This is a genomic window from Xanthomonas sp. NCPPB 2250 (genome assembly GCF_056725265.1).
The window spans coordinates 29,326-55,313 of sequence record NZ_CM161520.1; the positions used below are offsets into that span (position 1 = coordinate 29,326).

The 25,988-nt window shown below is 66.4% G+C and carries 22 protein-coding genes and 1 pseudogene; 16 read left to right on the top strand and 7 right to left on the bottom strand.

Annotated elements, in window-relative coordinates; genetic code table 11:
* Positions 1-37 precede the first annotated feature (37 nt).
* The 3 genes from adh (at position 38) to AC1PMG_RS00145 (ending at position 3,116) form a co-directional block, all read left to right on the top strand.
* Positions 38-1,567 carry an aldehyde dehydrogenase gene (gene adh, locus AC1PMG_RS00135; RefSeq protein WP_017914593.1) on the top strand — a complete coding sequence of 510 codons (1,530 nt, stop codon included), beginning with the start codon at positions 38-40 and terminating at the stop codon, positions 1,565-1,567.
* A 125-nt stretch (positions 1,568-1,692) separates the two neighbouring features.
* Entirely contained in the window at positions 1,693-2,721 is a 1,029-nt protein-coding gene (gene adhP / locus AC1PMG_RS00140) for an alcohol dehydrogenase AdhP (RefSeq protein WP_017914594.1), read from the top strand.
* A complete protein-coding gene (locus tag AC1PMG_RS00145; protein ID WP_481110206.1) occupies positions 2,721-3,116 on the top strand; it encodes a DUF779 domain-containing protein in 396 nt (131 codons plus the stop codon). The genes adhP and AC1PMG_RS00145 overlap by 1 nt, the downstream gene beginning before the upstream one ends.
* 135 nt (positions 3,117-3,251) lie before the next feature.
* Here AC1PMG_RS00145 and AC1PMG_RS00150 read toward each other — a convergent pair whose 3' ends face one another.
* Positions 3,252-3,554: a hypothetical protein gene (locus tag AC1PMG_RS00150; protein WP_193313880.1), complete on the bottom strand. Its 303-nt coding sequence runs from the start codon at positions 3,552-3,554 to the stop codon at positions 3,252-3,254.
* Between the two features lie 158 nt (positions 3,555-3,712).
* Here AC1PMG_RS00150 and AC1PMG_RS00155 point away from each other — a divergent pair, with 158 nt between their 5' ends.
* The gene (locus AC1PMG_RS00155) at positions 3,713-4,108 is read left to right on the top strand and encodes a hypothetical protein (RefSeq protein WP_481110207.1); all 396 of its coding nucleotides are present in this window, start codon (positions 3,713-3,715) and stop codon (positions 4,106-4,108) included.
* Positions 4,108-5,085 carry a non-homologous end joining protein Ku gene (gene ku, locus AC1PMG_RS00160; RefSeq protein ID WP_481110208.1) on the top strand — a complete coding sequence of 326 codons (978 nt, stop codon included), beginning with the start codon at positions 4,108-4,110 and terminating at the stop codon, positions 5,083-5,085. The genes AC1PMG_RS00155 and ku overlap by 1 nt, the downstream gene beginning before the upstream one ends.
* Positions 5,086-5,355: 270 nt before the next feature.
* On the opposite strand, the gene lldD is transcribed toward ku, so the two are convergent.
* From lldD to AC1PMG_RS00180, 4 genes are all read right to left on the bottom strand, one after another.
* Positions 5,356-6,516, bottom strand: a complete 1,161-nt coding sequence (gene lldD, locus AC1PMG_RS00165; protein WP_295948110.1) for an FMN-dependent L-lactate dehydrogenase LldD — start codon at positions 6,514-6,516, stop codon at positions 5,356-5,358.
* 13 nt (positions 6,517-6,529) lie between these two features.
* On the bottom strand, positions 6,530-7,327 hold the full coding sequence (gene lldR / locus AC1PMG_RS00170; RefSeq protein ID WP_481110209.1) for a transcriptional regulator LldR: 798 nt from the start codon (positions 7,325-7,327) through the stop codon (positions 6,530-6,532).
* A gap of 103 nt (positions 7,328-7,430) precedes the next feature.
* Positions 7,431-7,886 carry a DUF2214 family protein gene (locus AC1PMG_RS00175; RefSeq protein ID WP_481110210.1) on the bottom strand — a complete coding sequence of 152 codons (456 nt, stop codon included), beginning with the start codon at positions 7,884-7,886 and terminating at the stop codon, positions 7,431-7,433.
* Between the two features lie 10 nt (positions 7,887-7,896).
* Positions 7,897-8,478, bottom strand: coding sequence for a methyltransferase family protein (locus AC1PMG_RS00180; protein ID WP_481110211.1), 582 nt, complete (start codon positions 8,476-8,478; stop codon positions 7,897-7,899).
* Between the two features lie 224 nt (positions 8,479-8,702).
* On the opposite strand from AC1PMG_RS00180, the gene AC1PMG_RS00185 reads away from it, so the two are divergent.
* The 3 genes from AC1PMG_RS00185 (at position 8,703) to fabV (ending at position 12,152) form a co-directional block, all read left to right on the top strand.
* Complete coding sequence (locus tag AC1PMG_RS00185) at positions 8,703-9,800, top strand: sensor histidine kinase (RefSeq protein WP_481110212.1); 1,098 nt, start codon at positions 8,703-8,705, stop codon at positions 9,798-9,800.
* Positions 9,797-10,429 (top strand): response regulator, encoded by a 633-nt coding sequence (locus AC1PMG_RS00190; RefSeq protein ID WP_017910062.1) that lies wholly within the window; start codon positions 9,797-9,799, stop codon positions 10,427-10,429. The genes AC1PMG_RS00185 and AC1PMG_RS00190 overlap by 4 nt, the downstream gene beginning before the upstream one ends.
* A 517-nt stretch (positions 10,430-10,946) precedes the next feature.
* A complete protein-coding gene (fabV, locus tag AC1PMG_RS00195; protein WP_481110213.1) occupies positions 10,947-12,152 on the top strand; it encodes an enoyl-ACP reductase FabV in 1,206 nt (401 codons plus the stop codon).
* A 320-nt stretch (positions 12,153-12,472) separates the two neighbouring features.
* Here the strand turns inward: fabV and AC1PMG_RS00200 are convergent, their stop codons facing one another.
* Positions 12,473-13,495 (bottom strand): PfkB family carbohydrate kinase, encoded by a 1,023-nt coding sequence (locus tag AC1PMG_RS00200; protein WP_342074357.1) that lies wholly within the window; start codon positions 13,493-13,495, stop codon positions 12,473-12,475.
* Between the two features lie 295 nt (positions 13,496-13,790).
* On the opposite strand from AC1PMG_RS00200, the gene AC1PMG_RS00205 reads away from it, so the two are divergent.
* The 7 genes from AC1PMG_RS00205 to AC1PMG_RS00235 all read left to right on the top strand — a co-directional run bounded on the left by AC1PMG_RS00205 (position 13,791) and on the right by AC1PMG_RS00235 (position 25,290).
* Positions 13,791-16,568: a TonB-dependent receptor gene (locus AC1PMG_RS00205; RefSeq protein ID WP_481110214.1), complete on the top strand. Its 2,778-nt coding sequence runs from the start codon at positions 13,791-13,793 to the stop codon at positions 16,566-16,568.
* 271 nt (positions 16,569-16,839) lie between these two features.
* A complete protein-coding gene (locus tag AC1PMG_RS00210) occupies positions 16,840-20,664 on the top strand; it encodes a LamG-like jellyroll fold domain-containing protein (RefSeq protein ID WP_481110215.1) in 3,825 nt (1,274 codons plus the stop codon).
* Between the two features lie 362 nt (positions 20,665-21,026).
* Positions 21,027-21,914, top strand: coding sequence for an adenine-specific DNA-methyltransferase (gene yhdJ / locus AC1PMG_RS00215; RefSeq protein ID WP_481110216.1), 888 nt, complete (start codon positions 21,027-21,029; stop codon positions 21,912-21,914).
* Complete coding sequence (locus tag AC1PMG_RS00220; protein WP_481110217.1) at positions 21,901-23,091, top strand: hypothetical protein; 1,191 nt, start codon at positions 21,901-21,903, stop codon at positions 23,089-23,091. Before yhdJ ends, AC1PMG_RS00220 begins: the two co-directional genes overlap by 14 nt.
* 448 nt (positions 23,092-23,539) lie before the next feature.
* Complete coding sequence (locus AC1PMG_RS00225) at positions 23,540-24,127, top strand: hypothetical protein (protein ID WP_481110218.1); 588 nt, start codon at positions 23,540-23,542, stop codon at positions 24,125-24,127.
* A gap of 224 nt (positions 24,128-24,351) precedes the next feature.
* Positions 24,352-24,576, top strand: a complete 225-nt coding sequence (locus AC1PMG_RS00230; protein WP_481110219.1) for a hypothetical protein — start codon at positions 24,352-24,354, stop codon at positions 24,574-24,576.
* A gap of 384 nt (positions 24,577-24,960) precedes the next feature.
* Positions 24,961-25,290 (top strand): hypothetical protein, encoded by a 330-nt coding sequence (locus AC1PMG_RS00235; protein WP_481110220.1) that lies wholly within the window; start codon positions 24,961-24,963, stop codon positions 25,288-25,290.
* Between the two features lie 56 nt (positions 25,291-25,346).
* Here the strand turns inward: AC1PMG_RS00235 and AC1PMG_RS00240 are convergent, their stop codons facing one another.
* Positions 25,347-25,517, bottom strand: coding sequence for a hypothetical protein (locus tag AC1PMG_RS00240; RefSeq protein WP_481110221.1), 171 nt, complete (start codon positions 25,515-25,517; stop codon positions 25,347-25,349).
* Here AC1PMG_RS00240 and AC1PMG_RS00245 point away from each other — a divergent pair.
* Positions 25,434-25,916: pseudogene (locus AC1PMG_RS00245) on the top strand (O-acetyl-ADP-ribose deacetylase). The gene AC1PMG_RS00240 and the pseudogene AC1PMG_RS00245 sit on opposite strands and share 84 nt — an antisense overlap.
* The last annotated feature ends 72 nt before the right edge of the window (positions 25,917-25,988 follow it).

Sequence of the window (25,988 nt, forward strand, 5' to 3'; positions counted from 1 at the left end):
CCCTGCCCGTCCTTTCCGACCGCCGAAGGAGAACACCATGAACGCCGTCAGCACCGCCAAGCCGCATGCCACCGATCCGCAGTCCATCTTCAAGTCGCGCTACGGCAACTTCATCGGCGGCAAGTGGGTGGAGCCGAAGAGCGGGCAGTACTTCGACAACAGCACGCCGATCACCGGCAAGGTGTTCACCGCGGTGGCGCGCTCCAACGCCGAGGACATCGAGGCGGCGCTGGACGCCGCGCACGCCGCCAAGGACGCCTGGGGCAAGAGCTCCAGCACCGAGCGCAGCAACGTGCTGCTGAAGATCGCCGACCGCATCGAGCAGAACCTGGAGCTGCTGGCCTATGCCGAGACCTGGGACAACGGCAAGCCGGTGCGCGAAACCCTCAATGCCGACGTGCCGTTGTGCGTGGACCACTTCCGCTACTTCGCCGGCGCGGTGCGCGCGCAGGAAGGCGGCATCTCCGAGATCGATCACGACACCATCGCCTACCACTTCCACGAACCGCTCGGCGTAGTCGGGCAGATCATCCCGTGGAACTTCCCGCTGCTGATGGCGTGCTGGAAGCTGGCGCCGGCGCTGGCCGCGGGCAATTGCGTGGTGATGAAGCCGGCCGAGCAGACCCCGGCCTCGATCCTGGTGCTGATGGAGGTGATCGGCGACCTGCTGCCGCCGGGCGTGCTCAACGTGGTCAACGGGTTCGGCCTGGAAGCGGGCAAGCCGCTGGCCAGCAACCCGCGCATTGCCAAGATCGCTTTCACCGGCGAGACCACCACCGGCCGGCTGATCATGCAGTACGCCAGCCAGAACCTGATCCCGGTGACGCTGGAGCTGGGCGGCAAGTCGCCCAACATCTTCTTCGCCGACGTGATGGCCGAGGACGACGACTTCCTCGACAAGGCGGTGGAAGGCTTCGTGCTGTTCGCCTTCAACCAGGGCGAGGTGTGCACCTGTCCGTCGCGCGCGCTGATCCAGGAATCGATCTACGAGCGCTTCATGGAGAAGGTGCTCAAGCGGGTGGCGGCGATCAAGCAGGGCAATCCGCTCGATCCCAACACCATGGTCGGCGCGCAGGCCTCCAGCGAGCAGTTGGAGAAGATCCTGTCCTACATCGATATCGGCAAGCAGGAAGGTGCCGAGGTGCTGATTGGCGGCGAACGCAACGCGCTGGACGGCGAACTGGCCGGCGGCTTCTACGTCAAGCCGACGGTGTTCAAGGGCCACAACAAGATGCGCGTGTTCCAGGAGGAGATCTTCGGCCCGGTGGTGTCGGTGACCACCTTCAAGGACGAAGCGGACGCGCTGGCGATCGCCAACGACACGCTGTACGGACTCGGCGCCGGCGTGTGGAGCCGCGATGCCGCGCGGCTGTACCGCATGGGCCGCGCGATCCAGGCCGGCCGGGTGTGGACCAACTGCTACCACGCCTATCCGGCGCATGCCGCGTTCGGCGGCTACAAGCAGTCGGGCATCGGCCGCGAGAACCACAAGATGATGCTCGACCACTACCAGCAGACCAAGAACCTGCTGGTCAGCTACTCGCCGAAGGCGCTGGGCTTCTTCTGAACCGCCGGGCAGGGCGGCGGCACGCTGCCGGCGTGCGTCGCCCGCTCGCGAACTGATCTGGATCAAGGCACTCCGTCGCCGGTCGCGCGATGGTGACAGGACCCGTTTTTCTCAGGAGCGTTGCGATGGACAAGACGATGAAAGCCGCCGTGGTGCGTGAGTTCGGCAAGCCATTGGTGATCGAGGAAGTGACGGTGCCGCGGCCGCAGGCCGGCGACATCCTGGTCAAGATCGAAGCCTGCGGCGTGTGCCATACCGACCTGCATGCGGCCGAGGGCGACTGGCCGGTGAAGCCGAACCCGCCGTTCATCCCCGGCCACGAGGGCGTGGGCCATGTGGTGGCGGTCGGCGCCGGCGTGGACCACGTCAGGGAAGGCGACCGTGTCGGCATTCCGTGGCTGTACTCGGCCTGCGGCCATTGCGAGCATTGCCTGGGCGGCTGGGAAACCCTGTGCGAGGCGCAGCAGAACACCGGCTACTCGGTCAACGGCGGCTTCGCCGAATATGCGCTGGCCAATGCCAACTACGTCGGCCACCTGCCGAAGAACATCGGCTTCGTCGAGGTCGCGCCGATCCTGTGCGCCGGCGTCACCGTGTACAAGGGCCTGAAGGTCACCGACACCCGGCCCGGCAACTGGGTGGTGATCTCCGGCATCGGCGGTCTCGGCCACATGGCGGTGCAGTACGCCAAGGCGATGGGCCTGAACGTGGCCGCGGTGGACGTGGACGACGCCAAGCTGGCGCTGGCCACGCGCCTGGGCGCGACGGTGACGGTGAATGCGCGCACCACCGATCCGGTGGCGTACCTGAAAAAGGAAATCGGTGGCGCGCATGGTGCGCTGGTCACCGCGGTCTCGCCGAAGGCGTTCGAGCAGGCGATCGGCATGGTCCGCCGCGGCGGTACCGTCTCGCTCAACGGCTTGCCGCCTGGCCAGTTCCCGCTGGACATCTTCGGCATGGTGCTCAACGGCGTGACGGTACGCGGCTCGATCGTCGGCACCCGCCTGGACCTGCAGGAATCGCTGGAATTCGCCGAGCAGGGCAAGGTCGCCGCGACCGTGGCCACCGACACCCTGGACAACGTCAACGACGTGTTCGCGCGCATGCATGCCGGCAAGATCGAAGGCCGCATCGTGCTGGACATGGCCGCCTGATGGACGCGCCCGCGCCCGATGCCGCGCCGCCGCTGCAGGTGCTGGCCACGCTGCCGGCCCTGCAGTTGATCGCGAAGCTGCGGGCGCGGCACGGCGCGCTGCTGTTCCACCAGTCCGGCGGCTGCTGCGACGGGTCCTCGCCGATGTGCTATCCGCAGGACGACTTCATCGTCGGCGACCGCGACGTGCTGCTTGGCGAAATCGGCGAGGCGCCGTTCTACATCAGCCCGTCGCAGTTCGCCTACTGGAAGCACACCCAGCTGATCATCGACGTCGTACCCGGCCGTGGCGGCATGTTCTCGCTGGAGAACGGCGAGGGCGTGCGCTTCCTGGTGCGCTCGCGGCTGTTCAGCGACAGCGAGTACGCCGCGCTGGAGGCGGCGGGGAAGGTGTAGTGGACTGTAGGAGCGGCTTCAGCCGCGATGGGCGTTCACGGGAACGCCTGTCGCGGCTGAAGCCGCTCCTACATACATGGTCAGGCATTGGGGATGCCCTGCGCCGCAAGGCCGCATTGACGACGGTGTTGGCGGCTACGACGCCTTCGGCGCCTTCGCCGGCACGAACGGCGACACCGGGTCGCTGGCGGGAAAGGTTTCTTCCAGGGCTTCGTCCTGGTTGGCGTCGGCATGCCGTCCGTGCGCCGTGTCGGGCGTCGAATGCGCCGGCGTGTCCTGCGGGGCAGGGCGGTTCTCGCCGGTGCGCGGTTCGTGTTCGACGATGGTCTCGGGTCGGTCGCCGGCGCCGCGGTCTTCGCGGTCCTGCGTCTGACGCTTGCCGCGCTGTTCGCCGGGGACGGGCGCGGCCTGGCGCAGCGGATCGGTGGGCGTGGACATGTCCGGTTCCTCCAGGGAATGGCGGAGGTCCAGTTCACCGCCGGCGCGGTGAAGCCATTGCGAATCGCGCATCCTCCACGGATCGGTCACGGGTCGCTAACGGCTACAGCGCTACTGCTGCGCGTCCCCCCGCCGCCGTTGCCGCCCGGAGCCCTGCCATGCGCCCCAGCGACCGCCCCGACCCGCTGCTGTTCAACGCCCATCTGGATCCCTTGCCGAGCGTTCCGCCGCCGCGCCGCCGTGGTGCGGCACTGCGCCCGCACGACGCACCGGACTACCGCCGCTACAGCCTGGCCGACTACCGCCAGCGCCGCGCCCGCCACCGCACGCCGTGGCGCGACCTGTGCCCGGCCTACGCCTTCGCCCTGCAGACCCATGCCCGCGGCTGGCCGCGCGGGCCCGGCGCCGAGACAGAGGACGAACTGGCCGCGCACTGGGATCTGATGCGCGGCGACTCGCGGCTGGACTGGACCCAGGCGCGGCAGGTGATCGAGGATGCCTGGCAGGCGCTGGATCACCTGCCGGCGCAGGCCGCCGGCGTGGAGGCGCACTGATGCCGCGCCCGATCTGGACCGGCACGCTGTCCTTCGGCCTGCTCAACGTGCCGGTGTCGCTGATGTCCGGCGAACGCCGGATCGACCTGCACTTCCGCATGCTCGATGCGCGCGACAAGCGCCCGATCCGCTTCGAGCGGGTCAATGCCGACACCGGCGAGGAAGTGCCGTGGAAGGACATCGTCAAGGCCTACGAGTACAGCAAGGGCAATTACGTGGTGGTCGAGCAGCAGGACATCGCCTCGGCCGCACCGGAAAGCCACGAGACGGTGGAAGTGGAGGCCTTCGTCGACGCCGCCGAGATCGACCTGCGCTACTTCGAGAAACCCTATGTGCTGGTGCCGGGCAAGAAGGCCGAGAAGGGCTACGTGCTGCTGCGCGAGACCCTGCGCAATACCGGCAAGGTCGGCATCGCGCGGGTGGTGATCCGCACCCGCGAGTATCTGTCGGCGGTGATGCCGCTGCAGGATGCGCTGGTGCTGATCCTGCTGCGCTACCCGCAGGAACTGGTCGACCTGGACGACTACACGTTGCCCAGCGGCAAGGCCGCCGACTACCGGATCAGCGCCAAGGAAACCGAGATGGCGGCGCAGCTGATCGACTCGATGTCCGGGCGCTGGGACCCCGACTCCTACCACGACGAATTCCGCGAGCGGCTGCACGCGGTGATCCAGAAACGGATCAAGGCGCAGGAGGGCACCACCCAGGTCGACGAGGACGCCGAGGCGCCGCAGCGCGAGGACGCCACCACCAACGTGGTCGACTTCATGTCGCTGCTGCAGAAGAGCCTGGACGCCAAGAAGCGCACGCCGGCCAGGCAGGAGGAGCGCGTGCCGGTACGCAAGACCGCGAAGAAGGCGGCCAAGCCGGCCAAGGCCGCGGCCGGCAAGGCGAAGAAAGCCACACGCGCCAAACCGGCGGCGGCCAAGGCCAAGCCGGCCGCACGCAAGGCGCCGGCGCGGCGCAAGGCGGGCTAGGGCAGGCGGGGTGCGGCGGCGCGAGGGCGTGCCGCCGCACCCGAGGACGCCGCACCATGACCGGCAGATGCGCCGCTGGCGGTGCAGTGCGGGCGGTTGACCGGTGTCCAGCTCATGCCGCCTGGCCTCGGTGGTGCGCCTGCCCAGTCAACGCGAACGACCGCGGTTGCGAGGGTGTCTTGCTCGGTCGTCTTTGCCGTCCACGTCCTCGCTTCCTCGCGACAGGCATGTGCGAGGAAGCGCAGCGTGCGTGCGGATGGCCGACCCGTCCTACGGCGAGACCATCCCCTCGCGCGTCACCTGCGCCAACGACTCGCGCGAAATCGCCGCGATCGACTTGGCGCCGGTCAGGGTCATCGCCACCTGCATCTCCTTCTCGATCAGGGTCAGCAGATGCTCCACGCCGGCCTGGCCGGCGGCGGCCAGCGCGTAGACGAAGGCGCGGCCGAGCAGCACGGTGTCGGCGCCCAGCGCCAGCATGCGCACCACGTCCAGGCCGTTGCGCACGCCGGAGTCGGCCAGGATCTTCAGCTCGCCCTTCACCGCATCGGCGATCGCCGGCAACGCCCGCGCGCTGGACAGCACGCCGTCGAGCTGGCGCCCGCCATGGTTGGAAACGACGATGCCGTCGGCGCCGAACCGCACCGCATCGCGCGCATCATCCGGATCGAGGATGCCCTTGATCACCATCGGCCCGGTCCAGAACTCGCGGATCCACTCCAGGTCCTTCCACGAAATCGACGGATCGAAGTTGGCGCCGAGCCAGCCGATGTAGTCGGCCAGTCCGGTGGGATGGCCGCGGTAGGTGGAGATGTTGCCCAGGTCGTGCGGGCGCCCGCGCAGGCCCACGTCCCAGGCCCAGCGCGGATGGGTGACGGCCTGCAGCATGCGCCGCAGCGGCGCGTTGGGGCCGCTCATGCCCGAATGCGCGTCGCGGTAGCGCGCGCCCGGCACCGGCATGTCCACGGTGAACACCAGGGTGGTGACGCCCGCGGCCTTGGCCCGCTCCAGCGCGTTGCGCATGAAGCCGCGGTCCTTGAGCACGTACAGCTGGAACCACATCGGCCGGTCGATCGCCGGCGCCACTTCCTCGATCGGGCACACCGACACCGTGGACAGGGTGAACGGCACGCCCTTGGCCGCCGCCGCCCTGGCCGCCTGCACCTCGCCGCGGCGCGCGTACATGCCGGTCAGGCCCACCGGCCCCAGTGCCACCGGCAAGGCCAGGCGTTCGCCGAACAGCTCGGTGTGCAGGTCCAGCGCCGACATGTCGCGCAGCACGCGCTGGCGCAGGGCGATGTCGCTCAGGTCGGACACGTTGCGGCGCAGGGTGTGCTCGGCATAGGCGCCGCCGTCGATGTAGTGGAACAGGAACGGCGGCAGCTGGCGCTGCGCGGCGGCACGGTAGTCGGTGGAGGCGGAAATGATCATGGGGGCAGGGCGGTCAGGGAGAGGAGGGGAGGCGCGAGGCACGGGCGCGGCGCGCATCGTCCTCGTCGAGGGTGCGCAGCGCGCTGTGCACGAATTCCAGGTGGGCGTGCGCGGCGGCGCGGGCGCGTTCGGGGTCGCCGGCCAGGATCGCGTCGCGCAGGGCGCGGTGCTGGGCGAGCAGGGCGGAGAAGATGCGCGGCGATTCGAACAGCTGTTGCCGGCTCTGCGAGATGTTGGCCTGCAGCAGGTCGAACAGGCCGCGCATCACCTGCAGCAGCACCCGGTTGTGGGTGGCCTCGGCGATGGCCAGGTGGAAATCGGCATCGGCGTGCGCCTGCGCCGCCGCATCGGCCTGCGCATGGGTCTGCAGCAGCGCCTCGTAGGCCGCCTCGATGCGGGCGCGATCGTCGTCGGTGGCGCGCAGCGCCGCATGCCAGGCGGTGGCGCCTTCCAGCGCATGGCGCGCTTCCAGCACGTCGAAGCGGTACTCCGGGTCGGCGTGCAGCAACGGCAGGAACGGCTGCAGCGGCGCCACCACCTGGTCTTCCGGGGTCGGTGGCCGTTGCACGTAGGTGCCGCCGCCCACCCGGGCCCGCAGCAGCCCCTGGCTGGCGAGCTGGGCGATGGCCTCGCGCAGCACCGGGCGCGAGACGCCCAGCTCCGCGGCCAGGGCGCGCTCGGCGGGCAGGCGCGCGTCGACCGCCAGGCCGCGTTGCGCGATCAGCGTGCGCAGCTGCGCGGCGACCCGGTCGCTGAGGCGGGCAGGGGACTCGCCGGCAGTGGTAGCGGCAGCTTTAAGACTATTGGTCATACCAATAAACTGGCGGGGCGCGAATGGTGTGGCCATTAGGCGCCTGGTAGCACGCCACGTCAATGGTTACAGCGATGCACGCCACCAGAATTGGTAATACCAATCAGATCATGCCGTAACGTGCCATCGCCGCAGCCAGTACCACCAGCACCGCCAACAGGCCCAGTTCCACCCCGATCAACCGCTGCAGCGTGCGCACCTGTGCCGCGTTCGGCGACCAGGTCGGCTGCAGCCGCGCCTGCCGGCGCCAGCGCAGCAGGCGCAGCGTCGGCACCAGCGAGATCAGGCCGATCGTCGCGAAGGCGCCGAGCTTGGCCCAGAACCAGGGGTTGTGCAGGTAGTAGTCCGCGCCCTTGAGTCCGTAGCGCACGCGCAGGGCACCGACCACCAGGATCAGCAGCGCGGCCAGCCCGTAGCCGGCGTCGGCGCGGACCAGCCGCGCCAGTTGGCGTTGGTCCGGCGGCGCACGCAGCAGGGCCCATTCCGCCACCAGCGTGGCGATCAGCAGCAGCATCGCCAGGTGGTGCAGGCTGGCCAGGATCAGGTCGCGCAGCGCCATCGCGGCGGCCTCACCACACCCACGGCAGCAGCCGCCAGCTGTGCGCGGCGTAGTCGGGATACTCCTCGGGGAAGGCCTGGGTCAGCATCGCTTCCTCGACCCGGATGCGGCGCAGGAACGCCCAGGTCACCGGCAGCACGATCGCCAGCAGCGACAGCACGTTGCCCATGCCCAGCGCCAGCCCGTAGAACGCCAGCAACGCGCCGGTGTAGGAGGGATGCCGCAGATAGCGGTACGGCCCGTGGCGGACCAGGCGGTGGCCTTCCTGGATGGTCACGTCGACGGTGAACCAGCGCGCCAGCACCCGGATCGACCACACGCGCAGCGCCAGCCCGCTGGCCAGCAACGCACAGGCCGTCCAGCGCAGCGGTTCGCGCAGGTGCGGCGCATAGCGCCACACGCCGAGCAGCGACAGCAGCACGCCCAGCGCCACCGCGGCGTACAGCACGCGCCACAGCAGGCGCAGCGTGCCCTGGTCGCGCGCACCGCCATCGGCGCCGCGACGGCGGCGGCTGAGCAGCATCTCGTACGCGCCCCAGCCCAGGCCGAGCAGCATGAACAGCAGATCCGGATGGCGCAGGGTCAGGAGCATGACGGTGTTCCTCGTGGCGGCGTGCACCACGCATTGCGTGGCAGGGTGGATGAACCGGGCCCGTCCTGCGTGCCGATCGTCCGGCACCCGGCAGGGCATGGACGCAGTGTGGCGCCATCGGGGTGGCGCGGCAGTGGCCGCTGGTCATGCCGTCCGCCTGCCGGAAGTCACTTTCTGCGCCTGCCCCATTGCCGCGGCGTCGGCACGCGGTCAGCATCCGTGCCATGCAACGATTCCTGCACGACCTGATCGAACCCAAGCGCCTGGCCGGGCTGCTGACCGTGGCCACCGTGCTGTGGTCGTTCCAGTTCGCGCCGCATGCGTTGGCCGTCTGGCGCTGGATCGCGGCGACGCTGTTCCTGCTGCCGCTGCTCGGCGCGCACTATCTGCCCGGTCGCTGGCGCGATGCCGCGCTGTGGGTCGAGGCAGCCGCGGCGATGGCCCTGGTCTGGCTGGAGCCGCATGTCGGCACGGCGCCGGTGCTGCTGGTGGTGGTGGTCGCACAGGTGGCGCTGCAGTGGCCGCCGCGGCCCGTGCTGGTGCTGGCGCTGCTGGCCAACCTGGGCACCTTCCTGTCGCTGTCCGCCGCCGGGATCAGGCATCCGCTGCTGACCACGCTGATCTACGCCGGCTTCCACGCCTTCGCCGGCCTCAGCGCGCACTACGCGCGCACTGCCGAGCTGTCGCGCGAGGCGCTGGCGCGGGTCAATGCCGACCTGCTGGCCACCCGCGCGCTGCTCGCCGACAGTACCCGCGATGCCGAGCGCCTGCGCCTGGCGCGCGAACTGCACGACGTGGCCGGGCACAAGCTCACCGCCATGCGCATCCAGTTGCGCCTGCTGCTGGCCGATCCGGCGCTGGCGCAACGCGCGGAGGTGGCGACGGTGGAGCGACTGTCCGGCGAACTGCTGGCCGACATCCGCGCAGTGGTGCAGTCGCTGCGCGACGACCGCGGCGTGGACCTGGAGACCGCGCTGTGTGCCCTGGCCGCACCGTTCCCGCGGCCGCAACTGCAGTTGCAGATCGACCCGGCGCTGCGCATCACCGATCCGCATCTGGCCGAGACCCTGCTGCGGCTGGTGCAGGAAGCACTGACCAACGCCGCCCGGCATGCCGACGCGGCACATGTGCGGGTGCGCCTGGGCCAGGATCGGCAGCAGCTGTGCCTGGACATCGAGGACGACGGCCACCGCGCCGAGCGCATCCGCGAGGGCAACGGCATTGCCGGCATGCGCGAGCGCCTGGCCGCGCTGCACGGGCGCCTGGAACTGGGCCGCACGCCGCTCGGCGGCATGCAACTGAGCGCGAGGCTGCCGCTGTGAGCGCGCTGCGGATCGCCCTGGCCGACGACCAGGTGCTGGTGCGTGCGGGCCTGCGCGCGCTGCTGCAGACCCAGGGCATCGTCGTCGCCTGCGAGGCCGACGACGGCCAGGCATTGCTCGACGTGGTGGCGGCCACGCCGGTGGACGTGGTGCTCAGCGACATTCGCATGCCCGGCATGGACGGCATCCAGGCGCTGCAGCAGTTGCGCGCGCGCGGCGACCGCACGCCGGTGCTGCTGCTCACCACCTTCGACGAATCCGATTTGCTGCTGCGCGCCACCGCGGCCGGCGCGCAGGGCTTCCTGCTCAAGGATGCCGCGCCCGAGGACCTGCGCGAGGCGATCGCGCGCGTGGCCGCCGGCGAGACCCTGCTGCAGCCGGTCAGCACCGACCCGGTGCGCGCGCGCTACCGCTACCGCGACGAGGACGCCCCGCGCGACACCTTCAACGAACGCGAAGTGGCGATCCTGCGCCTGCTTGCCGGCGGCTACTCCAACAAGGAGATCGCGCGCAGCCTGTTCCTGGCCGAGGGCACGGTGAAGAACTACGTCTCCACCATCCTCGACAAGCTCGGCACCCGCGACCGCACCCGCGCCGTGCTCAAGGCGATCACCTTGCGCATCATCTGAGCGCGCACAAGCGGCAGCGCCGCGGCGGCCACCGGCAGCGCGTCGGGACTGAAGTCCCTCCCACACCATCGATCCGACACGGCGGCGGATTGCTGAATGCCGTAGGAGCGGCTTCAGGGCACCTCCAACAACGACGAAGGCTACTTTTAGGAGCGGCTTGAGCCGCGACGGGTGTTACCGGGAATGCCCATCGCGGCTGAAGCCGCTCCTACAATCGAGACAAGACATCATGCAGAGCCGCCCAATAACGCGTTATTCGAGGTGCCCTTCAGCCGCGACAACCGACGCCGTGATGCAAGGGGTGCCCATGAGTCCGGTTCCCATAGCGCCAGCACAACATCCACCGCCACGCCGCCGCCCCATGTGGGAGTGGCTTCAGCCGCGACGCGACACCACCCGAACACGCGCGCCCACCCACACCGAACTCCATACCCCGCCGTGTGCTGCCGCCGGGACTTCTGCATGCCCGCCGCAGACATTAAGATGCCGCGGGCATTGTGCCGACGAGGAATTCACGTTGATCATCCATCCGAAAGTCCGCGGTTTCATCTGCACCACCACGCATCCGCTCGGCTGCGAGCGCAACGTGCTCGAGCAGATCGCCGCCACGCGCGCGCGCGGCGTGCGCCACGATGGGCCAAAGAACGTGCTGGTGATCGGCGCGTCCAGCGGCTACGGCCTGGCCTCGCGCATCACCGCCGCATTCGGCTTCGGCGCCGCCACCCTCGGCGTGTTCTTCGAAAAGCCCGGCAGCGAGAAGAAGGCCGGCACCGCCGGCTGGTACAACGCCGCCGCCTTCGACAAGCAGGCCAAGGCCGACGGCCTGTACAGCAAGTCGATCAACGGCGACGCCTTCTCCGACCAGGCGCGCGAGAAGGTGATCGAGCTGATCCAGCAGGACATGGGCGGCCAGGTCGACCTGGTGGTGTATTCGCTGGCTTCGCCGGTGCGCAAGCTGCCGAGCACCGGCGAAGTGAAGCGCTCGGCGCTCAAGCCGATCGGCCAGACCTACACCGCCACCGCCATCGACACCAACAAGGACGCCATCATCGAGGCCTCGATCGAGCCGGCCACCGAGCAGGAGATCGAGGACACCGTCACCGTGATGGGCGGCCAGGACTGGGAACTGTGGATCGATGCGCTGGATGCCGCCGGCGTGCTCGCCCCGGGCGCGCGCACCGTCGCCTTCAGCTACATCGGCACCGAGATCACCTGGCCGATCTACTGGCACGGCGCGCTGGGCAAGGCCAAGGTCGACCTCGACCAGACCGCGCAGCGCCTGCACGCGCGCCTGCAGCTGCAGGGCGGCACGGCCAACGTAGCGGTGCTGAAATCGGTGGTGACCCAGGCCAGCGCGGCGATCCCGGTGATGCCGCTGTACATCTCCATGGTCTACAAGATCATGAAGGAAAAGGGCCTGCACGAAGGCACCATCGAGCAGGCCGACCGCCTGTTCCGCGAACGCCTGTACCGCGAAGACGGCCAGCCGGCCGCCACCGACGACGAGAACCGCCTGCGCCTGGACGACTGGGAACTGCGCGACGACGTGCAGGACGCCTGCAAGGCGCTGTGGCCGCAGGTGACCACCGAGAACCTGTTCCAGCTCACCGACTACGCCGGCTACAAGCACGAGTTCCTCAAGCTGTTCGGCTTCGAGCGCAAGGACGTGGACTACGACGCCGAGGTCGATCCGGACGTCAAGTTCGATTGCGTGGAGCTCTGAGGAGCCGGGATTGGGGAGTGGGGATTCGGGAGTCGTGTTGATCCTGAATCCCGAAAAGAACATGCGGCCGGCAGCGATGTCGGCCGTTTTCTTTTGCACCGCGCATCGCCAACCTGCGATTGCGTGTCGCGGCTGAAGCCGCTCCTACGAGAGCACGCGCTGCACCCGTAGGAGCGGCTTCAGCCGCGACAAGCGAAGCCGTGGTGCCGGAATAACCAGCACACCCCCAAGACTAAAACCCCGCCACACCGCAACGCCAATCCGCACGCAAACCCCGCAGCGCCAGCGCCTTCACGATTCCCCACTCTCCACTCCCGGCCTCACCGCCTCACATCGAACCGCGTCGCCCCCACGCACGCCTGCACCTCGGCCTCGCTCAGCGCCAGCACGTCGCCCGGCAGCGTGTGCTTGAGGCAGCCGGCGGCCAGGCCGAAGCGGATCGTGGCGGTGTCGTCCCAACCCTGGCTCAAGCCGTGCAGCACCCCGGCGGCGAAGGCGTCGCCGCCGCCGATGCGGTCGACGATGCCGCTCAGCTCCTCGGCCGGCGCCTGCGCGACGCCGCCGTCGCGGCGCAGCAGCATCGCCCCCAGGCTGTGCCGGTCGACGCTGTGCGCCACGCGCTGGGTGCAGGCCATCGCCTGCAGCTGCGGGAATGCGGCGAAGGCGTCGCGCGCGCCGGCGTCCACCCGCGCCTGCACGCTGTCCTGCGGGTAGCGGTGGCCCAGCACCACCTCCAGGTCGCGGTAGTCGGCGAACAGCACGTCCGCCTGGGCCAGCAACTGGCGCAGGATGCCCGGCGCATCGCCGTTCCAGGCCTCCCATAGCTTGGGGCGGTAGTTGCCGTCGAACGACACCCGCACCCCGGCCGCGCGTGCCGCCTGTGCCGCCGCCAGCGCCGCGGCCGCGCCGCGTTCGCCCAGCGCCGGGGTCACTCCGGACAGGTGCAGCCACTGCGCGCCGTGCAGCAGCGCCGGCCAGTCGTGCCGGTCGCCCGCGTCCAGCGCGAAGGCCGAGCCGGCGCGGTCGTAGGTGACCTCGCTGGGGCGGTGCCCGGCGCCGGTGCTGAGGAAGTACAGGCCCATGCGCCCGGGCACGAAGCGCACCCCGCTGGTGTCCACGCCATGCCGGCGCAGTTCGCCGGCCGCGGCCTGGCCCAGCGGGTTGTCCGGCAGCACGCTGACCACCGAGACGGCGTGGCCGAAATGCGCCAGCGCCACGCCCACGTTGGCCTCGGCACCGCCCACCTGCACCTCCAGCCGCGGCGTCTGCAGCAGCCGCTCGTGGCCGGGCGCGCCCAGGCGCAGCAACAGTTCGCCGAAGCAGACGATGCGGGAAACGGTCATGGCAGGCGGGTCCGGCAGCCGAAGGGACGCCAAGCATGCCGCGAAATGCGAACGCCGACCAGAAAAAGTGACTAGCGGTGTCATTTCTGTGCGGCAGCAGGCGTTTCGGCACTGGCCGGCGTCGCGATCCTGCGCTATCTCATTGACTGCAAAGACCCTTGGGTCGCCGGGCGCTCTGTTGCGCTGCAAGATGCCGCAATGTTTCGCAACTGTTAACGTTGGTTTTGACCAGCGGTGTCATTCGCGACAGCGCCCGCAGTTCCACGCCGTCATGTAACCCTTGGGAGGGGAGGACATGCAATCACGTACCGAACGCCGGAAGACACCGGTTACCTTGCTCGCGCTGTCGATCGGCCTGGCCCTGCAGGCCGGTGCCCTGCAGGCGCAGGAAGCGCCGGCGTCCGCGCCGCCCGCCGCGGCCTCGGCCGATGCCACCACCGAGCTCGACACCGTCGTCGTCACCGGCTACCGCGCCAGCGTGGAGAAGGCGCTGGACATCAAGCGCGCCGAAAAGGGCATGGTCGACGCCATCGTCGCCGAGGACGTGGGCAAGTTCCCGGACACCAACCTGGCCGAATCGCTGCAGCGCATCCCCGGCGTGGTCATCACCCGCGACGCCGGCGAAGGCCGCAACATCTCCGTGCGCGGCCTCGGCCCGGACTTCACCCGCGTGCGCATCAACGGCATGGAAGCGCTGACCACGGTCGGCGCCAGCGACCAGAGCGGCGGCACCAACCGCGGCCGCGGCTTCGACTTCAACGTGTTCGCCTCGGACCTGTTCACCCAGATGGTGGTGCGCAAGACCGCCTCGGCCGACGTCGAGGAAGGCTCGCTGGGCGCCACCGTCGACCTGCGCACCGCGCGGCCGTTCGACTACGACGGCTTCACCTTCGCCGCCAATGGCCAGGCCACCTACAACGGCATGTCGCAGAAGGCCGATCCGCGCATCGCCGCGCTGGTCGCCAACACCTGGGCCGACGGCACCTTCGGCGCGCTGATGTCGGTGGCCTACTCCGAGCGCCAGGTGCTCGAGGAAGGCAGCGGCACCACGCGCTGGGCCAACGGCCCGAGCAACAACGGCTACAGCCCCACCTCGCCGTTCGCCGCCGCCAACAGCGCCAACGTGTTCAGCCCGCGCATCCCGCGCTACACGCAGATGGAGCACGAGCAGAACCGCCTGGGCGTCACCGGCTCGCTGCAGTGGAAGCCCAACGACAGCACCGAGTTCTCGCTGGACGGCCTGTACTCGAAGATCGACGCCAAGCGCGACGAGCACTACATCGAGGCGATCAGCTTCAGCCGCGGCCGCTCGCAGAACGGCAAGCCGGACATGATCGTGCGCGACGGCTACGTCGACCCGGCGTCCGGTGCGCTGCTGTACGGCCGCTTCGACAACACCGACATCCGCTCGGAGAACCGCCACGACGAGTGGAACACGGTCTTCAAGCAGCTCACCCTCAACGGCGAGCACCGCTTCAGCGACACCTTCAAGATCACCGGCGAGATCGGCACCTCCAGTTCCAAGCACCGGAACCCGATCCAGACCACGGTGATCATGGACAAGAACAACGTCGCCGGCTACAGCTACGACTACCGCAACAGCTACACCTCGCCGGTGTTCAACTACGGCATCGACCCGACCGCCGCCAACGGCTGGACCCTGGCCGAAGTGCGCATGCGTCCGCAGTCGGCCAACAACAGCTTCGACACCGGCTCGCTGAACTTCGAGTGGAACCTGGGCACCAACTTCACCCTCAAGGGCGGCGTGCTGGCCAAGAACTACGGTTTCGACACCAAGGAGTTCCGCCGCGCGTCCGAGACCAGCGTGCCGACCTTCGCCACCGGCAACCGCATCGTGCCGACCGACCTGGTCGCGCTCGCGGGGCTCAAGGGCATCGAGGGCACGCCGTCGAACTGGGCGGTGCCCGACCTCAACGGCATCGCCGATGCGCTGGGCATCTACAGCGGCACCGGCACCTGGACGCTGGCCGAGCGCGCGGTCAACACCCGCAGCGTGGAAGAGAAGGACCGCGGCGCCTGGTTGATGGGCGACTTCGCCTTCGACATCGGCGCGATCCCGTTCTCCGGCAACATCGGCGTGCGCTACGTGAAGACCAACCAGTCGTCCACCGGCTACGCCCTGGTCGGCTCCAACCTGATCAACACCACGGTCGAGCGCGACTACCACGACACCCTGCCGTCGTTGAACCTGGTCGCCGAGATAACCCCGGACTTCCTGGTCCGCTTCGGTGCCGCCAAGGTGATGACGCGGCCGGGCCTGGGCAGCCTGACCCCGGGCGTGACCGTCGCCGTGGCCGGCGGCGCACGCACGGTCAGCGGCGGCAATCCGAACCTGGATCCGATCCGCGCCAAGACCGCCGACCTCGGCTTCGAGTGGTACCTGCAGGAAGGCGCGATGCTCGGCCTGGCGCTGTTCTACAAGGACATCGACAGCTTCGTGCAGACCGCGCGCACCATCGCCCCGTACTCCAGCAGCGGCCTGCCGGTCAGCCTGCTCGACGGTACCGGCGCAGCGGCCAGCGACGACTTCGTCTTCAGCGTGCCGCTCAACACCCCGGGCGGCAAGCTGAAGGGCGCCGAGTTCAACTACATCCAGCCCTTCAGCTTCCTGCCGGGCAAGTGGGCCAACTTCGGCACCCAGCTCAACTACACCTACGTGCAGTCGAAGATCCAGTACGTCACCGGCACCGGCGCGCTGTCGTTCAACACCGACCTCACCGGGCTGTCGAAGAACTCGTACAACGCCACGCTGTTCTACGAAGGCGAGCGCTTCAGCGGCCGCGTGTCGCTGACCCACCGCGACGGCTACCTGACCCAGGTGCCGGCCACGGAAACCGGCTTCGACATGCACGGCATGCGCGGCACCAATGTCGTGGACGCCAAGCTGACCTACAAGATCGACGAGAAGATCGACATCAGCCTGGAAGGGTCGAACCTGACCAACGTGCCGTACTACGAGTGGGTGCAGACCAGCGCCACCGGCGCGCAGCTGCCGCTGACCTACAGCGAGACCGGCCGCCAGTACGCGATCGGGGTGCGTTACAAGTTCTGAAGACTGCGTTCGCCGGTGCCGCGCTGCGGCATCGGCAACGCCTCGCTGCCCGCATACTCGCGGGCCGCGGAGGGAGATCGCCGCGCGCCGCCAGGGTGCGCGCCGATCGCAAAGGAGCGAGATGAAACAGGCAATTCGCAGTGGCGCCGTCGCCGACCACATCGTCGCGGCTGAAGCCGCTCCTACGCGCGCACCGGCTCCTCGTAGGAGCGGCTTCAGCCGCGACAGCCGGCCTCGGTCTTCCACGGCACTCCCCGTGCGCCTGCGCGGCATGCTCCACGGTCTCGCGCTGCTGTGCGGACTCGTCTGCCCCACCATCGCCGCCGCCGCCGCCCCGGAACTCCTGTTCCGCGTCTCCGCCGACAAAGGCCTGGACGCCGACGTCGCCCATGGCGACCCCCAACCCAACTTCCGCGACAAGATCGCCCTGGTGCCGACCGGCGTCTCCGGCCAGGCCATCGAATGGGCCGACGACGGCGTGCTGTCCTGGAACGCCCCCGGCAACATCTACACCCAGCGCGGCACGCTGTCGTTCTTCTGGCGTTCGCGCTATCCGGTGGGCGAAGCGCCGTTCGTGATCTTCCGCGTCGGCTACGCCGACCACACCAGCTGGGACATGGCCTGGCTGCGCATCGACTGGAACGGCCACGGCTTCGATGCCTTCGTGACCGACGCCAACCTGGCCCGCACCCGCGTCTCCTTCAAGCTGGACAAGTTCCCCGCGCCCAGCGCCTGGACCCACCTGGCCTTCGCCTGGGACGAGACCCGCGGCGTGCGCCTGTACGTGGACGGCAAGGAAGCCGCGCGCGTGGATTGCACGCAAGCCTGCGCCGACGGCGGCTCGCTCGACTTCGACGCCGCGCTCGACCAGCTCGGCCTGGCCGCGCGCGTGCTTGCCCCGCACCAGGTGCAGAGCCGCTACAACTTCCTGCGCGGCAGCGACTTCGACGAGATCCGCGTCTACGACCGCATGCTCGATGCCGCCGGCGTCGCCGCGCTCGCCCGGCAGCAAGAACCGCGCAGCGCCGAGCCCGTGCCCGACAGCGCCGCGCGCAACGCCTGGCTGCACCGCTTCGGCTGGGACCACGGCCGCGCACCGCCTGCGCTGGATGCCCCGTCCACGCGCATCCGCAAGGTCGAATTCGCCGACGCCAAGGACCTGAAGGAGTGGATGTGGAAGGCGACCGACGGCATCGCCGAGACCACCTGGCCTGGCGTGTACAACCGCTCGCGCCTGCCCGGCCGCAACGACTACTTCCAGTTGCCCGACTGGAACGTCTACGTCGAAGGCGGCAAGGCGCTGGACCTGGCCCTGCCCGACGAACCGTTCAACCGCATCGAACTGCGCGGCGCCGCCTACGGCCAGGCCACCTATGCCGCCGATGGCGCAGAGCCCGCGCCGCTGTTCGCGCGCGCCCAGGGCACGGTGCGCAGCGTCGACCAGTTCGAACGCCGCCGCGGCGGCCATCTGCGCTTCACCAACGTCGCCCAGGAAACCCCGATCCAGGAGATCTGGGCCTACGACGTCGGCGCCGGTGCCGAGCCGGCCAACCCCAGCGCCACGCTGCGCTACACCGTGCGCAGCGACATCGCCCCGGACTACGCCAACCTCGCCGCGCTACGCGCCTACATCGCGGGGCGCTACCCGCCGGACGAGCGCAGCACCGTGGTCGCCCTGCCGACCAAGGCGCCCGCCCGCAAGCGTGCCGACGACAAGAGCGCGGTGCAGCCGCTGCCCATCGTCCACGTGCTCATCCCTTCCAACCTCGGCGACGCGCCGGCCGCGCAGCCGCTGATGCGTAGCTGGTCCTATGGCTGGGAGAACATGCACGACGGCCTGGACGGCATCGCCATCGACCTGCCGGCGCTGCAGCTGCCGGCCACGCACAACGGCCTGATCCCGCTCAACATCCGCGTCAAGGATCCGATCTGGCCCGGCCGCGACATGCTCGACGTGTCGGTCTCGGTCGCGCCCGGACAGGCGCGCACGCTGTGGCTGGACCTGCGCGACCGCATCCTGACCGACGACAGCCTGATGCTCAGCATCGCCTCGGCCGCCCCCGGCTTCGACGCGCGCGCGCTGGACGGCGCGCAACTGCGCCTGCTGTTCAAGCCGCGCGAGCAGGCCAAGATCGAGCACATCGCCGACCGTTTCAACCAGGTCAAGGACAACTGGGGCTTCCTGGTCGAGGAACACACCACCTCCAAGCGCCAGCGCCTGTACGCGCGCCTGGATGCCGACATCCACGACCTGCTGCGGGTGGACCCGGACAACGCACTGGGCCGCCAGTACTGGGCCGACATCAGCTACGGCAACCAGGGCCCGCTGCCGGTGCAGTTGCCGCAGCCGCCCAAGGGCGTGCCCGGCTGGGCGTTCTGGCAACTGGAAGACCTCAAGGCCACGCGCCGCTACATCAACTGGTGGATCGACGAGCGCCAGGTGGATTACGGCGACTTCGGCGGCGGCATCTCCGACGATTCCGACCTCACCCAGCAATGGCCCGGCGTCGCCCTGATGGGCGTGGATCCAGACAAGCTCACCGCCTCGCTCACCGCCCTGTCCGACGCCAACTACCGCAACGGCATGTTCACCGACGGCCTCTCCACCATCGAGACCGACGAACTGCATTCCTACGAGGACGGCATCAACATCAACAGCGAGATGCTCTACCTCAACTGGGGCGACCCGCTGACGGTGGAACGGCTGATGCGCACGGTGAAGGCGTTCGACAACATCATCCAGGTCAACCCGCAGGGCCACCTGCTGTTCGCCAGCAACTGGTTCGGCGGGCGCAAGGTCTACCGCGAACCGAACTGGCAGTGGCAGAAACCCTATTCGTTCCCGATCCTGCACCCGGCGCTGCTGCTGGGCGGCTACAACGCCGACCCCAACAGCCGCCGCATCGTCACCGGCCTGGCCGACGGCTACCTGGCCCACGCCTACACCGACGCCAAGGGCCAGTGGGCGCTGCCCAACGAGATCAACTGGGCCACCGGCAAGACCCGCGGCGGCAGCCTGTTCGACGGCAGCGGCGGCCCCGACACCCTGCACACCTTCTGGGCCGCGTACCGCTGGACCGGCGATGCGCGCTACCTCCAGCCCGTCGACTACCGCGTCGCCAAGGCCGGCCCCGGCGGCCTGTCCCTGCTCAACGAGAACTTCCTCGACGTGCTCGGCAAGCGCGACAGCTGGGGCGCCAGCCTGGCCAAGGCAGCGGCCGACGCCGACCCCGACGACGCCCCGGACTTCGCCCACCACGTCGCCTGGGAACAGACCGGCGACCCGCGCTGGCTGGAAACCCTGTACCGCGCCGAGACCCGCGACAAGCTGCAGACCTTCTACATGAACACCGAAGGCCACTGGTGGAGCGACCGCGTCGAATCGCCCACCGTGAACCTGCAGCGCGCCCGCCTCGGCGGCGTCGCCCTCAAGCGCAACCAGACTTACCCCGGCCACACCGTCAGCTGGCGCTTCGCCGATCCCGAAGGCGCGGTGCAGGTGGCGCTGCTGCTGCCCAAGCCGCGGCAGGACCACTTCACCGTCATCGGCTACAACACCAGCGGCAAGGCGCAGCGGGCGCAGATGACCGGGTGGAATGTCGCCGCCGGGCAGTGGCGGATGCGTGCTGGCGTGGATCGCGATGGCGATGGGAAGATCGATGGCAAGGCCGCTACCCGCGAATTCGCGTTCGAGAAGAGCGGGGCGGTGGACGTGGAGTTCCCCGCCGAGCAGACGGTGGTGATGGAGTTCGAGCTGGTAACGCCTGCCGCGGTGCCGGTCGAGCAGCGACCGGATCTGGGGGTTGGGCGGGGGGATGTGCGGGTGATGGCCGATGCCATCGAAGTCACCGTGCATAGCCTGGGGCATGTGGATGCGCCGGCTGGGTTTGTGGTGTTGGAGGATGCGCGGGGTCGGGAATTGGCGCGGGCGGCGTTTCCTGCGTTGGAGGCGCCGCGGGATCTGGAGCCGAAGACGGGGCAGGTGCGGTTGGCTTTGCCGGATGGTGCAAGTCTCAAGAGCGGACGGTTGCGCCTAGTACTCCAAGGGGAGGTGGCCGAGGTAACCCAACGCAACAATGTGTTGGATCTGCGATGAAACCGAAAGCGGCGCGCCTGGTGTGCTGACATCTCAGCAGGGCCTTCACTACATCCGCAAATAAGCGGCTGTAACGGTTGCACCAGCAAAAGAGTTACGGCATAGCGTCCGGCGGTGAAGGCCGCACAAGGCATGCAGAAGCAGGGATCCACCGATGTTTCGGCCGGATTGACGGCGTTCATCGACTCAGCGAGGATTGCGTTATCCCACGTTCAGGCGGTCCATAAGTGATTAGGCGTCACAAGGCCCAACCGGCGTGCTCTTCGCTCCTTCGATTCGACTGTGATCCAGGCTGACTCAACGGACGAAGTCGCTACTATAGGCGGAGAAACGCCAACTGCGATACTGACGCGCTCCTCCACATGACTACTTCGTACAGCAACGAACTCAGCACTGTAGTGCATGAAGACTGCATGACAGCCCTTGCAGCACTACCAGACGCGAGCATTGATTTAATTTTTGCCGACCCTCCGTACAACATCGGGAAGCAGTTCGGCGAGTTCAAGGACTCCTGGCCATCTGACTTGGACTATGCCGAATGGTGCTACCAATGGCTTGAGACTTGCATCCGCAAGCTCAAACGAACCGGAAGCCTCTATGTCATGACGAGCACGCAGGCAATGCCCTATCTCGACCTATGGCTCCGCGAGCGCATCAACATCCAGTCTCGCATTATTTGGCACTACGACAGTTCGGGCGTGCAGGCGAAGAAGTACTTTGGCTCTCTCTATGAGCCTATCCTCTATTGCACGAAGGATGCGAAGAACTACATCTTCAATGCGACCGACATCGAGGTCGAGGCGCGAACTGGCGCCGTGCGCAAGCTAATCGACTACCGGAAAGCGGTTCCAACCCCATACAAGACGACCAAGGTTCCCGGCAATACCTGGTACCTACCTCGTGTGCGCTACCGGATGCCGGAATACGAAGAGCATCCAAGTCAGAAGCCCGAGGCGCTGCTAGAGCGCATCATCAAAGCCAGCTCGAACCCTGGTGACACGGTTCTTGACCCCTTCAGCGGCACGTTCACAACATGCGCAGTGGCGCAACGTCTCGGTCGTCGCTCGATTGGCATCGAGTCACAAGCCGAGTACGTAAAAATCGGCCTCCGCCGGCTCAGTATCGCTACCCATTTCAACGGGGAGGCGCTGCATGCTCTGGATAAAGCCTACCTTCGCAAGAATGGAAACGGCGTAAAGGGCGTAGTAGTCTCCGAAGAACAAACAGGGTTATTCGATGCCGACGTTTGATAGTGTCCATCACGCCTTTACGCCCAGCATTCTCGATATACTCAAGAAGCACTTCGGGGATTACGCAATTGATGTCTTCACAAGCAGCCCTATTCTTGGCTACTTGAACAACAAGACTAAAGCGGCCAACCGTGGGTCTAAAGCGCGAGGAGCGTTTGCTAACCACTACGCGCTCTATGTCGTGGTTGAGGACTACATCAAGAAAGGCTTCGCTGATGGAAAAGCTGGTGCCCCTTACTCCAAGTACGAAGGGGCTCGCTTCTCCGATTTGTTCCGCCGGCAGCGCGAGTTACCTTTCGGCTCCAAGCTACAAAACCACGCTCTCAACTCGCGCTTGAACGATGAGTTCAAAAAGTTCTATCCATCTGTGGGCAAGCCTCCCATCGTTCGCGATGTGGCGACGCAGCGCTACTGGATACAGGAAGATCTCCTGCAGGTGGTAGTGCGCCATAAAGATGGGAATGACAACACCTACAACATTGCACGCGCTGTCATCGACATCATCGATGCCTACGTAGCCACAAAGCGGGCAGCCTTTGAAGGATTTCTAGAGACTTGCCGACAAATTGCGGAAATTGGTAAGCAAGACCCAAAACAAGCCATGGAGTTTGTGGTTGACCAACTCGCACCAAATGTCGATGCCCGCGTCTTCGAAATAGTCAGCTATGCCGTTCTAAAGGCTAAGTTCGGCCAGGAAACCGTTTGGATTGGCAATACAAAGGAAACGATCGCCGAAGAGTTCTTGGTGCTCTACAAGACGGGTCGAACCAACGCGAACGACGGTGGCATCGACTTTGTGATGAAGCCGCTAGGGCGCTTCTTCCAAGTAACGGAAACCATCGACGTAAACAAGTACTTCCTCGACATCGACAAGGTACAGCGCTTCCCCATCACCTTTGTTGTTAAGTCGGATGAGACGGCTGAACAGATCCGGGCCGCTATACGTGCTCAAGCGGTAGCGAAGTACAAGATTGAGGCTGTTGTCGATACCTATATGAAGGCTGTTGAAGAAGTCATCAACGTGAAAGACTTAGTGTCTGCTTTCGACATCGTGGTCAAGTCCGGTCGGCTGCAAAGCGTCATGGATGAAATCGTCGTCCAAAGCAAGGTTGAATTCAACTACAACGACGATGAAGATGAAGAATCAGCTGATACGGGCTATTTACTGGATCTGTGATTCATCTTCCTTAGTGAGTGTGCCGCGACTCAAGGCTGAGTGATACCCCCCATCGAGGCGCCTTCGGCAAAACTGGGCAAAAACTGGGTCAGAGTGAGCCACCCCTGATAACTCGAAAAACAGGGGTCGGAGTGCTCTTTCTTGTTCGGTACCTTTGAAAGTCGGCTCTGACCGCAATTCTACCTCTGGGGGAGTCCTCTCGCCTTGCGCCATCGAACAGCCATCCGCTTCGTCTTCCGGCTTCGTTGCCCTACCGCGCTCATTGTCTTCGGCCCCGGTCACACATCCATCGGCCACCACTTCCGGCACGCACCCAATCGGGATCTATGCCATGCTCGGCTCTCGGCGGCAATGCTCGGGGGCACGGACCATGCTTCATTGCCGCTAACCGTTCGTTCAAGCCTATGCCGCTTCGCGAGGCGGCTTAAGCCAGGCGTTAGGCAATCTAATGATCGAAGCAGAGCAAGCCAAAGCTTTAGTCCTTCGTCGCTGCGAAGCTTCTCGCGAAGGAAGGGACCATTTTGTTATTCAATCCTGCGCGCTTTCAAAGGGGGGTGACTACTGGATCATTCGCGCAAACAGCGAAGATTTTGTCCTGCGAGGTATTCACGGGCGATGCTATGTTGGCGTAAATGCTCATCTTGTCAGTACTGCATCGGGTGAAATTGAAACCGTCGGTAGTGGTCAGAGTGTTGATGAGTACCTTCAAGATAAATGTGATGCTGCAACGGCTGGTAGCAATCACTACGTGCTAGGCCCGGACTTCGACAAACGCGACAAGGCGGGCGTGATTCGCCTGCGACAAAGACTGGAGTGCTCACTCCAGAGAGCAATGCAACTCGTATCCTCCGAGTTCAATTGTTGGCTCACAGGTGAGAAGCGCTTGCTTAGCGACGCCAAGGCGATCTTGCAGAAAGAAGGAGTTACTACGAGTATTCGACTACTTGAGAACCCGGGATGTGCAGTGAGAATAGACAACTCGGTTTGGCACTGGACTGCACTGAAGTCGGCTTTGAATCGAGTAGAGACAAAATGACACGCGAAGTGGAGCGGGCAGAGTGCACGCGTGGCACTGGGCCATGCTTCGCATCCACGGAGAAGTCTACTGGCTTGCCAATCCTCAGCTTGAGTCTCCTTCGCAGGAATACCTCGATGTAGCATCGTTGCTGGAGCCGAACAGTGGCCCCTAACAATTCACTTGAGCCGATGCCGAAGCCACTGCGCGGGTCCGCTTAGTTCAGGCGCTAGGTGTCACATCACATGCTTAGCCAGCTTTGGGAATCATGGCAGTTCAACCTCGGGCTCGGCTTGGCTAGCCTCGGCGCTGGGCTGCTGGTAGTGTCGCCATGCCTGCTCGTCCCCTCTTGGCGTCGTAAGCTTCTTCGGTCGAACTTAGATATCGAGGGCATCGGCATCATCGCGCTGACAGTCGTGTTGGTTGCCGCCGGTTGTTACAACTACTTCGGTGATGGCAATGGCGGCTGACAACTCATTCAAACCGAACCTGCTCCGCCAGCTGGCACAACTGAAGTGCTGGACCGCATGAACAAGGTCGTCGCAAACCTGGTAATAGCGCTCGGCGCGCTAGTCGCGCTGGTCGGGCTAGCTGGCACGCCGCTCATTCTGCATCAGCTTCCGATCTCCCTGATGTTGCCAAGCGACGGACGGGCTTCCCATCCGTTCCTTCGGGCGGTCCCTACGGAGCTACCCTGGCCGGACCATCTGCCTTATCTTTTTCTCCTCCTGGGGGGCGTCATGCTCATCGCTGGCATACTTTCGCGCAGGAGACCCCGGGGCACTGCGACGTAGCGATTCATGCAAACATAAGCAGCATTGCAGCGACGCTCAAAGTCAGGTGTTAGCCTCCATATGTTGAGTCACACCAACTGCCGGGAGATTTGGGAATCGGCACCAAATGGGGCGTCTCTTTGCGCTCTCATCAATGGCGACATCGGCTGGCTGATGTTCTTGCCCTCGCCTGAAGATCCGGGCTTCAGTTCACGCAATCCGTCCTATTCCGGTCTGCTTGACGCAATGATCGAATACAAACTCTCCAATGGCCAAGTCGACTCATATCCAGCTTCATGGGCGCTGCCGCTCGCAACGATAGAGCGAGCCCTCGCCTGTTTCCGGGACACGGGCAAGCCACCAACATTCATTTGCTGGCACAACGACTCCGATGATGATTCAGAATGTTGAGTTGCCGCCTAGCGATGCGTTCAAGCGAACCTATGCCGGGAAGGCCGAACATTCAATCACGCGTTTCGGGCGCGAAGGCTGCTTAAATTAGCGGTTTTCCCTAACGAATGCCGCCCATGCTGATCCACGCCATTTAAGCCGACATCACCAAGCTCGCGCTCGATGCAATCGTCAACGCCGCGAATTCGTCCTTGCTTGGCGGTGGTGGCGTTGACGGGGCGATCCATCGCGCCGCAGGTCCTGCGCTGGTCCACGAGTGCCGGTTGCTCGGTGGATGTAAGACGGGAGAGGCGAAAACTCACGCGCGGCTACAAGCTGCCGGCACGGCACATCGTCCACACGGTTGTGCCAGTGTGGCAGGGCGGCTCGAACGCGGAGCCCGATCTCCCTGCGTCTTGCTATCGGCGTAGCCTGGAGGTTGCGGCAAGCGCCGGAATCCGATCTATCGCGTTTCCCTCCATCAGAACCGGCATCTATGACTACCCCATCGAAGCCGCCGCAACAGTGGCAACGACGACAGTGAAGGCCACGGCGCCTGACCGGGCTTCGACGAGGTCGTCTTCTGTTGCTTCTCGGATGCGGATCTACGCGTCTACGAGCGTCTCCTTACGCAGGGGGCTGCCTAACAACGCGTTCAACCCCGACGTATCACGGAAACGGGATCCGAGCGCACTTGCCTTGGAAATGCCCACTGCTCC

Bases quoted from the DNA above. Each gene is read 5' to 3' on its own strand.
- adh (WP_017914593.1), top strand. From the start codon at position 38: ATGAACGCCGTCAGCACCGCCAAGCCGCATGCCACCGATCCGCAGTCC.
- adhP (WP_017914594.1), top strand. From the start codon at position 1,693: ATGGACAAGACGATGAAAGCCGCCGTGGTGCGTGAGTTCGGCAAGCCA.
- AC1PMG_RS00145 (WP_481110206.1), top strand. From the start codon at position 2,721: ATGGACGCGCCCGCGCCCGATGCCGCGCCGCCGCTGCAGGTGCTGGCC.
- AC1PMG_RS00150 (WP_193313880.1), bottom strand. From the start codon at position 3,554: ATGTCCACGCCCACCGATCCGCTGCGCCAGGCCGCGCCCGTCCCCGGC.
- AC1PMG_RS00155 (WP_481110207.1), top strand. From the start codon at position 3,713: ATGCGCCCCAGCGACCGCCCCGACCCGCTGCTGTTCAACGCCCATCTG.
- ku (WP_481110208.1), top strand. From the start codon at position 4,108: ATGCCGCGCCCGATCTGGACCGGCACGCTGTCCTTCGGCCTGCTCAAC.
- lldD (WP_295948110.1), bottom strand. From the start codon at position 6,516: ATGATCATTTCCGCCTCCACCGACTACCGTGCCGCCGCGCAGCGCCAG.
- lldR (WP_481110209.1), bottom strand. From the start codon at position 7,327: ATGACCAATAGTCTTAAAGCTGCCGCTACCACTGCCGGCGAGTCCCCT.
- AC1PMG_RS00175 (WP_481110210.1), bottom strand. From the start codon at position 7,886: ATGGCGCTGCGCGACCTGATCCTGGCCAGCCTGCACCACCTGGCGATG.
- AC1PMG_RS00180 (WP_481110211.1), bottom strand. From the start codon at position 8,478: ATGCTCCTGACCCTGCGCCATCCGGATCTGCTGTTCATGCTGCTCGGC.
- AC1PMG_RS00185 (WP_481110212.1), top strand. From the start codon at position 8,703: ATGCAACGATTCCTGCACGACCTGATCGAACCCAAGCGCCTGGCCGGG.
- AC1PMG_RS00200 (WP_342074357.1), bottom strand. From the start codon at position 13,495: ATGACCGTTTCCCGCATCGTCTGCTTCGGCGAACTGTTGCTGCGCCTG.
- AC1PMG_RS00205 (WP_481110214.1), top strand. From the start codon at position 13,791: ATGCAATCACGTACCGAACGCCGGAAGACACCGGTTACCTTGCTCGCG.
- AC1PMG_RS00210 (WP_481110215.1), top strand. From the start codon at position 16,840: ATGCTCCACGGTCTCGCGCTGCTGTGCGGACTCGTCTGCCCCACCATC.
- yhdJ (WP_481110216.1), top strand. From the start codon at position 21,027: ATGACTACTTCGTACAGCAACGAACTCAGCACTGTAGTGCATGAAGAC.
- AC1PMG_RS00220 (WP_481110217.1), top strand. From the start codon at position 21,901: ATGCCGACGTTTGATAGTGTCCATCACGCCTTTACGCCCAGCATTCTC.
- AC1PMG_RS00225 (WP_481110218.1), top strand. From the start codon at position 23,540: ATGATCGAAGCAGAGCAAGCCAAAGCTTTAGTCCTTCGTCGCTGCGAA.
- AC1PMG_RS00230 (WP_481110219.1), top strand. From the start codon at position 24,352: ATGCTTAGCCAGCTTTGGGAATCATGGCAGTTCAACCTCGGGCTCGGC.
- AC1PMG_RS00235 (WP_481110220.1), top strand. From the start codon at position 24,961: ATGTTGAGTCACACCAACTGCCGGGAGATTTGGGAATCGGCACCAAAT.
- AC1PMG_RS00240 (WP_481110221.1), bottom strand. From the start codon at position 25,517: ATGGATCGCCCCGTCAACGCCACCACCGCCAAGCAAGGACGAATTCGC.